Source organism: Streptomyces sp. NRRL WC-3549, from assembly GCF_000721935.1.
GTDB lineage: Bacteria > Actinomycetota > Actinomycetes > Streptomycetales > Streptomycetaceae > Streptomyces.
In genome coordinates, this window is record NZ_KL585431.1 from 1 (window position 1) to 8,711 (window position 8,711).

The 8,711-nt window shown below is 70.2% G+C and carries 10 protein-coding genes; 8 read left to right on the forward strand and 2 right to left on the reverse strand.

All coding sequences use genetic code 11. The features are described from left to right. Positions 1-132: 132 nt before the first annotated feature. From IH13_RS0130500 to IH13_RS39900, 4 genes are all read left to right on the forward strand, one after another. The gene (locus tag IH13_RS0130500) at positions 133-546 is read left to right on the forward strand and encodes a hypothetical protein (RefSeq protein ID WP_158791408.1); all 414 of its coding nucleotides are present in this window, start codon (positions 133-135) and stop codon (positions 544-546) included. A 64-nt stretch (positions 547-610) separates the two neighbouring features. Then, the gene (locus IH13_RS0130505; protein WP_031089342.1) at positions 611-1,360 is read left to right on the forward strand and encodes an ABC transporter ATP-binding protein; all 750 of its coding nucleotides are present in this window, start codon (positions 611-613) and stop codon (positions 1,358-1,360) included. Beyond that, positions 1,351-2,667, forward strand: coding sequence for a DUF7224 domain-containing protein (locus IH13_RS0130510; protein ID WP_031089343.1), 1,317 nt, complete (start codon positions 1,351-1,353; stop codon positions 2,665-2,667). Before IH13_RS0130505 ends, IH13_RS0130510 begins: the two co-directional genes overlap by 10 nt. Before the next feature lie 4 nt (positions 2,668-2,671). Beyond that, complete coding sequence (locus IH13_RS39900; protein ID WP_031089345.1) at positions 2,672-3,262, forward strand: hypothetical protein; 591 nt, start codon at positions 2,672-2,674, stop codon at positions 3,260-3,262. 738 nt (positions 3,263-4,000) lie between these two features. Here the strand turns inward: IH13_RS39900 and IH13_RS38920 are convergent. Both IH13_RS38920 and IH13_RS0130525 read right to left on the reverse strand, forming a co-directional pair. After that, the gene (locus IH13_RS38920) at positions 4,001-4,915 is read right to left on the reverse strand and encodes a recombinase family protein (RefSeq protein ID WP_158791412.1); all 915 of its coding nucleotides are present in this window, start codon (positions 4,913-4,915) and stop codon (positions 4,001-4,003) included. Between the two features lie 191 nt (positions 4,916-5,106). Beyond that, entirely contained in the window at positions 5,107-5,985 is an 879-nt protein-coding gene (locus IH13_RS0130525; RefSeq protein ID WP_031089347.1) for a helix-turn-helix transcriptional regulator, read from the reverse strand. 212 nt (positions 5,986-6,197) lie between these two features. Between IH13_RS0130525 and IH13_RS0130535 the strand changes: the two genes are divergently transcribed. The 4 genes from IH13_RS0130535 to IH13_RS43655 form a co-directional block, all read left to right on the forward strand. Next, positions 6,198-7,214 (forward strand): zinc-dependent alcohol dehydrogenase family protein, encoded by a 1,017-nt coding sequence (locus IH13_RS0130535; RefSeq protein WP_031089349.1) that lies wholly within the window; start codon positions 6,198-6,200, stop codon positions 7,212-7,214. 29 nt (positions 7,215-7,243) lie between these two features. Beyond that, on the forward strand, positions 7,244-7,654 hold the full coding sequence (locus IH13_RS0130540) for a (R)-mandelonitrile lyase (RefSeq protein WP_031089352.1): 411 nt from the start codon (positions 7,244-7,246) through the stop codon (positions 7,652-7,654). Between the two features lie 15 nt (positions 7,655-7,669). Next, a complete protein-coding gene (locus tag IH13_RS0130545) occupies positions 7,670-8,335 on the forward strand; it encodes an SDR family NAD(P)-dependent oxidoreductase (RefSeq protein ID WP_031089353.1) in 666 nt (221 codons plus the stop codon). Positions 8,336-8,545: 210 nt separating this feature from the next. Continuing rightward, positions 8,546-8,711, forward strand: a 166-nt coding sequence (locus tag IH13_RS43655) for a cyclophilin-like fold protein (protein ID WP_267883892.1), incomplete at its 3' end; no start/stop codon positions are given.

The following is an 8,711-nucleotide window of genomic DNA, read 5'->3' on the forward strand; positions in this document are numbered from 1 at the left end:
TACTAGGGGGGAGTGCCTCCGGATCAGGCGGCGAGGCCGGCCTCGGTCTCGTGAACCTCATCGAAACCAGGAGTCACCATGCGTACGTCGCGAAATATCTGCAGAGCCGCCGCCGTAGTGGCATGTGTGGCAGTGCTCCCTTTAGCCGCCGCACCCAGCGCGTCTGCCGAAGACGCCTACAGCGGTAAGCAGGGGGGCATTTCGCTGTACGCGATCGACAGCTACATGCAGGGCGTGGTGTCCGGTTTCAGCTCCAGCAAGACCGACATCGGCACGGCCCCGACGGTCATCGACTTCTACAAGTGCGTGACCTCGGACCGCGGGCACGTGACCGAGTCGACGCAGATTCAGCTCATCAACTACAACTACACGACCCCGAACGAGAACTGGGAGAAGAAGACGTTCACCGCCTGCTTCGGCGGCGGCCAGTCTCACGGTGAGTGGACCGGCCGCAAGGGCGATGACCTGTTCTTCAAGGTCAAGGCCGTGAACGGCAACACCTCCGTGGGGCCGACGCTGACGGTCTCGCGCGTGCACATGTGGTGATCTGACGCACGACACGGCCCGCACCGAACCGGTGCGGGCCTCCCACCACAAGAGAGTGCGCACCATGCCCATCGGCTTTCAGTCGGTCGACTTCGGCTATCGCCGTCGCGTTCCCGTCGTTCAGCGCTTCACCATCGACTTTCCGCGCGGGCGGACGGTGTTCCTCGGTCCCAACGGTGCGGGGAAGTCCACCGTGCTGTCGCTGGCCGCTTCCGTGCTGCGGCCGGATTCGGGCACCGTTGTGTACGGGAGGAAGACGACCACGCGGCGTGGTGACCTCACCGCGTTCCGGCGGCGCATCGCCTGGCTGCCTCAGCAGATCGAATCGGTGCCCCGGCTGACCGCCCGCGAGCAGGTGGCGTACGTCGGATGGCTGAAGGGCATGAACCGGCGGGACGCCTGGGACCGTTCGCTCGGCGCGCTGCAACGGGTCGAACTCGCCGATCTCGCCGGCCAGAAGGTCCGCCGGATGTCCGGCGGGCAGCAACGCCGGATAGGCGTCGCCCAGTCACTGGTGCACGAGGCCGAAGTCCTGCTGCTGGACGAGCCGACGGCCGGCATGGACCCCCGCCAGCGCAGGGTCTTCCACGAGATCCTCAGCGGCCTCGACCAGCATGTGGTGCTCTCGACGCACGATGTCGCCGATCTGGAGGAGACCTACGACCACGTCGTCGTGCTGGACCGCGGGACCGTCCGATTCGCCGGTCAGGTACGCGATTTCCTCGCTCTCGCCCCGCACGGCACGGCGCCCGGGCGCCTCGCGGAGGCCGCGTACTACGCGACCGTCCGGGAGGAGGGGCCGGTATGCGCGTAGCGACGGCGTTGCGTACGACCGGCACTGTCTGGATCGCGCCGCTGGTCCTTGGATGGGTGTGGCTGGTCACCGCTCACGAGGCGTCGAACGAGCCGGCCTACTGGGCGGGGAACACTGTTCTCGTCGGGCACGCCCTGCCCTTCTACGCCCCTGCCTGCGCGGCGTTCGCCGCCTGGGAGGCCGGGCGCCTGCGACGGGCGGGCGTCCACCGCCTGGGGGCGGTGCGCGGCCGGTACGCCATCGCGTTCAGCGTGCTGTGGCCGGTGGCGCTGCTCGGAGTGGCGGCGGTCGTGGCGTGCCTGATCACCGTGCGACTGCAGACGGGTGTGGCCCACGACTGGCCGCACCCGGGCGTGCTGGCCACGGCCGGGTACCTCATCGTCGTCCACACGGTCGTCGGCTACGGCCTGGGCATGATGCTGCCGCGCATCCTGGCCACCCCCGTGATCCTCGTCGTGGACTATCTGTGCCTCGTCATGCCCGTCACGATCACGTCCCCGATGTGGCTGCGGGAGCTCACCGGGTGGCTCGACGCCCCTTACGGTGACGTCACGATCACGGTGAATCCGACGGCCCTGGTGGTGCCGATGCTGATGGCCACCGGCTTTCTGGCCGCTGTCCTGGTCAGCGCGGAGATCGCCCGGTGGCGTCGTAACCGGTTCGTACGGATCGGGGCTGCGGCCGTCGCGTCCGCGGTCTGCCTCGGTGTGTTCACCGCGTCGGCCGTCGCACCCGTACGGGACTGGACCGGGGACCCGCCGCCGCAGGCCCGCACCGACGCGCCGGTGTGTGCCGACGGCTCGCCCCGGGTCTGTGTTCCCGTGGAGGCGGCCGCCAGCCTGGGCCCGCTGACCGAGGCGTCAAAGGAGGTCGTTCCCCTTTTGGTGGGTGCGGGGCTGAAGCCGCCGAAGGAGCTCGCCTTCGTCTCCGAGGCGGCCCACATCGACAAGCAGACGTGGCGGCTCTTCCTCTACAGGGACATGCGCGACGTGGATCTGAAGGCCAGCGTCGCGGCGTCGGCTCTTCCCGTCATCCCGCCGTGCGACACCTCCACCGACGTCCAAGAGGGCAACGTGGGCACGCTCGCGGCGTGGCTCATGGTCAAGGCCGGCCTGGGCGAGGAGGCGATCCGGGGTCAGTACAGCGAGAAGCGAGCCGCCGACCCGCGCCTGGCGTCCGTGGTGCGGAAGGTGACAAAGCTGTCGCCCGAGGAGCAACTGTCCTGGTACACGCGCAACGTCAGGCTGCTCCAGCAGTGCAAGCCCGCTCCGGAGACCATGCCGGCTGCCCCTCCCGTGGAAGGGTGATCGGATGCTGTGGTGGGTGAGGACCCGGCAGCTCCCTGTTCTGGTGGTCGCTCTGGTGGCCTACGCGGCGGTGACCGGGGCCGCCGGTGACACGCTCGTCTCGCTTCCGTCCCTGGGGAGTGAGGCGGCCAGGCCGATCGTGCTCTTCGCGCCGCTCATCGTCTGCATCGGGCTCGCTCACGTGCTCGGCAGCAGCCTCCGGTCCGCCGAGGCTTCGGGGTGCCGTCCGGTCGCCCGGTTCGATCAGGCGCTGATCCTGGCCACCGCGCTGACCGCGATCGCGGTGGCGCAGGCCGTCGCGGTGCTGCTGGACGCCCCTACCGCGAATACCGCCGGTCGCAACACCGCGTTCCTGATCGGGCTGATGCTGGTGGCCCGCTGGGTGGCGGGATACCAGGTGGCGGTGATCGTTCCCGTCGCCTGGGTGATCACGATGATGCTCCTCGGTAATACGGGGGGCAACGGCGAGACCCAGCCATGGACCATCATCCTCATGCCCCCGGACCACATGCCCGCCGTCGCCGCCGCCACCGTGACGCTGGCGCTCGGGGTCACCTCGGTTCCGGCGTCACCGCTGCTCCGCGCAACGGCCTGAGCCGTCGCAGCGTCCCGCGTACGATGTGTCGGATTCGTGTCAGTGAGCCGTTTCCAACCTGACGGGAGGTTGGACTGGTGACCCCGGCAGCGGGCAAGAAGAAAGCTCCTGTCCTGTCGCAGTGCATCTGTCAGGTTGAGGTTCCCCCGCTGTGCGAGAGGTGCGGGCTGAGGAAGTCGGCGAGCGCAGGCAGGGCCCTGGCGAGGTGGGACGCCGGGCGCCCGGAGAGTGTGGCCAGACGGTCGGGTGAATGAGGATGCCAGCTGGCGGTGGTGTTGCTGAGCGGGCGTCCTCGGCGGTCTGGTCGACCTCGATGGCCTTGTTCTCGTATAGCTACGACCGCCAGACAAGTAACGCTGAGTAGCTGTTATCGCTGTCCGTGTCGGCCGCGTCGTCAAGGCCCACATTCGGGCAGATGCCCGATCGCGGCGGCCCACATTTGGGCGCCTGTCGAATGACGAGTGGGGGCACAATCGGTCGTCTTCGCCCCCCTAGGGTGCTGATCGGACGCCACCGCCGCTACGGCCCGGCCGAACCCGAAGGGACCGCCGTGGCTGCCCGCCTGTACCTGCGCCACTCAACGGACAAGCAGCCCGACGCCCGACAGAAGCACGCCCTGACCGCAGGCCCGGCGGCGACCAGTCGCTGGACGCGATCGTGGACGGACTCGGCTTCTGACTGGCCGTCCCCGGCCTCGGGGAACATCGGTACAGCGGTTGGCGCTGAGAACGATCATGGTCAGGGTGTGAGCGCGCTGACCCGGTTCTCGTACTCGTGGCGGGCCTTGCGTTGAGCTGGTACCGCTGGGATGCCCTGGGTGCCGTCGAGCGCCTGGCACCGGGCGAGGAGCTGGTGGTGCACCGCGGGGACGGCGGTCACACGCAGGGTGTAGCCCTGGCCGCGCCGTACGGTCGTCCCCTGGTCAAGCGCGGCCCGCTCGGCGGGCTCCAGCTCGGTGGTGCGGAGGTAGTCGGCGACCTTGCCCGGCATGTCGAGTGTGACCGACGGCTCCGGGGCAGGCGCGTCCTCCTCTGTGGCGGAGTGATCGGGCAGGAGGTCGGCGACGGCGGTCCGGATCGCGCCGCGGCTGACGCCGTGGTCGCGGGCGAGGGCGGCGATGGAGCGGCCTTCCAGGTACGCGGTGCGCACGTCGCTGGTCTGCGCGGCCGCGACGGCGGGGCGGCGTCCGCCCTTGCTGCCCTTGGCCTCGGTGGCGCGCAGTCCGTCGTAGGTCAGCTCCCGCTGGAGGTCGCGCTGGAGTTCGCCGGCGGCGGCGAGGGTCTGCACCATGAACTTCGGTGGACAGCAGTTCGCCGGTGCGGGGGTGGCGGGCGGTGAGGTCCATGGCGGAGAACGCGACGTCGTGGAGCGCAGGGCGAGGCGGTCGCGGTGGAGGACGTCGAGTACGTCGAGGATGTGCCCGGTGCCACGGACGAGGCGGAACATCTCGGGGATGTGCACGGTGTCGCCCGGCCGCCCGTACGTGAGCAACTCGCGGAACTTCGGGCGCTGGAGGGGGTGGAGGCGGCTGGAGGTGCCGGGGTCCTCCTCGAAGACGACCGGGTCCTCGATTCCGGCCTCGGCCAGGACGAGGTTCTGCCGGGCGGTGGACTGCTGCTCGGTCGAGACCCGCTTGTAGACCAGGTTCGCCACCGAAGGGCCCCTTCCGTACGGAGGGTCGAACCCTATCTGTCGTCAAACCCTGTCAGTAATCACCGTCGGATCTGATTGGATTCGCGCCGCCGCGGACCCCCGGATTGCACGGGTTCATTGGACGCCCCGGCCACCTGTCGTCAAACGATCGTTTGACGACAGGCAGGTCGCGATGAGACGCGTCGGAACCTTCATTCGCCGGGGTAAGCCGTGCGGGCCTGGGATGTGGCGGCCCAGGAGGCGAGCAGCCGCAGGCCCTCCTCGGAGGCCGACCCGGGCTCGGCGGTGTAGATAGTGAGGGTGAGCCCTGGGGCGGCGGCCATCTCCAGGCCTTCGTAGGCGAGGGTGAGGTCGCCGACGGTGTGGTGGTGGAAGCGCTTGGTTCCGGTGCCGTGATGGCGGACGTTGTGGGCACCCCAGCGGGTGCGGAAGTCGTCGCTGCGGGTGGACAGCTCGCCGACGAGGTCGTGTAGGCCCTTGTCATGGGGATTGCGCCCGGCTTCGGTCCGCAAGATGGCCACCGCGACGTCGGCGGCCTGCTCCCAGGCGGGGTAGAAGCGGCGAGAGGCGGGGTCGAGGAACTGGAATCGGGCGAGGTTCGCTTGGTTGCCGGCCGCCGCGTAGACGTCGTCATAGAAGGCGCGAGCGAGACCGTTGGCGGCCAGGAGGTCCATGCGGCCGTTGCGGACGAAGGCGGGCCCGGCGGTGACGGCGTCCAGGACCCATTGCAGGCTGCGGTGCGCCTTCCACTGCGTGCTGCGGCGCCTCGGGCGGGTGAGGGCGTCGGAGCCGTCGGCGGTGTGGGCGAGGTTGAGCAGGTGGGCGCGTTCGGCGTCGTCGAGCTGGAGGGCACGGGCGAGGGCTTCGAGGACGGACGGAGAGACGCCGGCGAGGTTGCCGCGCTCTAGCTTCGCGTAGTACTCCACGCTCATGTCGGCCAGGGCGGCGACCTCGCTGCGGCGCAGGCCGGGCACCCGGCGCCGGTTCCCGGAGGGCAGGCCGGCCTGCTCGGGGGTGATCTTGGCGCGCCGCGAGGTCAGGAACTCGCGGACCTCTGCTTGGTTGTCCACGCCTTCGACGGTACGTCCCGCCCGCGTCCATAGGGATGTACTGGCAGTACACCTCTTGATGGTGTCTCGCTGTCTGCGCAAGGAGCGGGTTACCTGGATGACGTGGTGCTTTTCGCCCTGTCACGACGACGGGGCCAGGCGCCCGGCCCTGCACTCGGCGACGACCCCGGCCTCGGGGATCTCCCGCCCCGGCACGCGAAGGAAGATCATCTATGCGCGGCGCAGTCATCCACGCCCCCCGCGACGTCCGCTTCGAGTCCCTGGAGGACCCGAAGCTGCTCCACCCCACCGACGCGATCATCCGCACGGCCGTCACCTGTGTGTGCGGCTCCGACCTGTGGCCCTACCGTGGCGCCGAGCCGATCGGCGACCCGCACCCGATGTGCCACGAGTACGTCGGCTTCGTCGAGGAGGTCGGCTCCGAGGTCACCGCAGTGAAGCCGGGACAGTTCGTCGTCGGCTCCTTCGCCACCTCGGACAACACCTGCGCCAACTGCCGCAACGGCTTCCAGTCCAACTGCCTGCACCGCGAGTTCATGTCCACCTGCCAGGCCGACTATGTGCGCATCCCCAACGCCCAGGGCACCCTGGTGGCCACCGACGAGGTGCCCGGCGAGGAGTTCTGGCCGGGCCTGCTGGCCGTCTCCGACGTGATGGGCACCGGCTGGTGGGCTGCGGACGCCGCCGAGGTGAGGCCCGGCTCGACCGCCGTGGTGGTCGGCGACGGCGCGGTCGGCCTGTGCGGCGTGATCGCGGCAAAGGAGATGGGCGCGGAGCGGATCATTGCCATGTCCCGCCACGAGAGCCGGCAGAAGCTCGCCCGGGAGTTCGGTGCCACCGATATCGTCACCGAGCGCGGTGAAGAGGGAGTGGCCCGGATCAGGGAACTGACTGGCGGGATTGGCGCGGACAGCGTCCTGGAATGCGTCGGAACCGCCCAGTCCATGAGCCAGGCCCTGCACTCCGCACGGCCCGGCGGCAACGTCGGCTTCGTCGGCGTCCCCCACGATGTCGCCGTCGACGGGCAGGAGCTGTTCTTCTCCCATGTCGGCCTGCGCGGCGGCCCCGCCCCCGTACGCCGCTACCTGCCCGACCTCATCGACCGCGTCCTCACCGGTGCGATCGATCCCGGCAAGGTCTTCGACCTCACCCTTCCCCTGGACCAGGTCGCCGAAGGCTACAAGGCGATGGACGAGCGCCGCGCCATCAAGACCCTCCTCAAGCCCTGACCCTCCCGACCCCGCGCAAGGAGCACCCCGTGCAGATCACCCGCAGCTCGATCGACACCGCCAAGGGGCCGGCCGACTGGTTCACCGGCGACGTCTACATCGACCCCGTCGCCGCCGCCCCGGCCCCGTCCCGGGTCACCGCCTCGCTGGTGCACTTCATGCCCGGTGCCCGCACTTACTGGCACCGCCACCCGCTCGGGCAGACCGTCTTCGTCACCGAGGGCGTCGGCCTGTGCCAGCGCCGCGGCGGCCCCGTCGAGGTCATCCGGCCCGGCGACCGCGTCCTGTTCGAGGCCGACGAGGAGCACTGGCACGGCGCCGCCCCGAACCGGCTGATGGTCCACCTCGCCATCAACGAGGGCGACCACGACCACGACGTCGTGCACTGGCTCGAACCCGTCACCGACGCCGAGTACACCGCCACTGCGGCCACCGCCTGACCGAGGAGCACCATCGTGACCACCTTCGCCCTGATCGGCGCCGGTCCCGGCCTGGGCCTGGCCGCAGCCCGCCGCTTCGGAACCGCCGGCCACCACGTCGCCCTCATCTCCCGCAACGCCCAGCACCAGGACGAACTGGCTGCCGAGCTGGCCCGGGACGACATCACGGCCCGCGGGTTCACCGCCGACGCCCTCGACCCAGCCTCCCTGACCGCAGCCCTGGACGCGGCGGCCGAGGAACTGGGGCCGATCGAGGTCCTCCAGTTCAGCCCGGTGCCCCGCGCCGATTTCATGAAGCCGGTCCTGGAGACCACCGCCGCCGACCTGGATGATCCGCTCGCCTTCTCCGTCAAGAGCCCGCTCACCTGCGTGAACACGGTCCTGCCCGGGATGCGAGAGCTGGGCCGGGGAACGCTGCTGTTCGTCAACGGCGGCAGCGCGGTGCGCCCGAACCCCCAGGTGGCTGGCACCTCGGTCGCGTTCGCCGCCGAGAGCGCCTACGCCGCGATGCTCCACGACGCCCTCGCACCGGAGAACATCCACGCCGCCCAGCTCATCATCCCCGGCGCGATCCGCCCGGACGCCGAACACTCCAGCCCCGACGTGCTCGCCGAGCGCCTGTACGCCATCCACACCCAGCGCGACGCCTTCCGGCACTACGCCGAACCCATGCCCGCATGACCACGCCCGGGGCGCCGCCCACGAACCGCGCCGCCCTCCGCCTGCTGCTCCGCACCGCTCTGGCAGCCGCCCTGCTGCTGGCCGGCACCGCCTGCTCCAGCGGAACACCAGAGAACGCCCCGGCCGCCTCGTCCTCTGCCGCTTCTGGCCGCTTCTGGAAGGCAGCAGCTGCCGTCGGCGTCCCCCTCCGGAAGGAGTACATCCATGAACATGCGGGTCACCCTCGACGGCCGCCCCGTCGACGCCGTCCTGAACGACAGCCCCGCCGCGCGCGACCTCGCCGAGCTGCTGCCGCTCACCCTGGACCTGGAGGACTTCCACGACACGGAGCGGGTCGCCGACCTGCCCCGCAAGCTGAACACCGACGGGGCTCGCG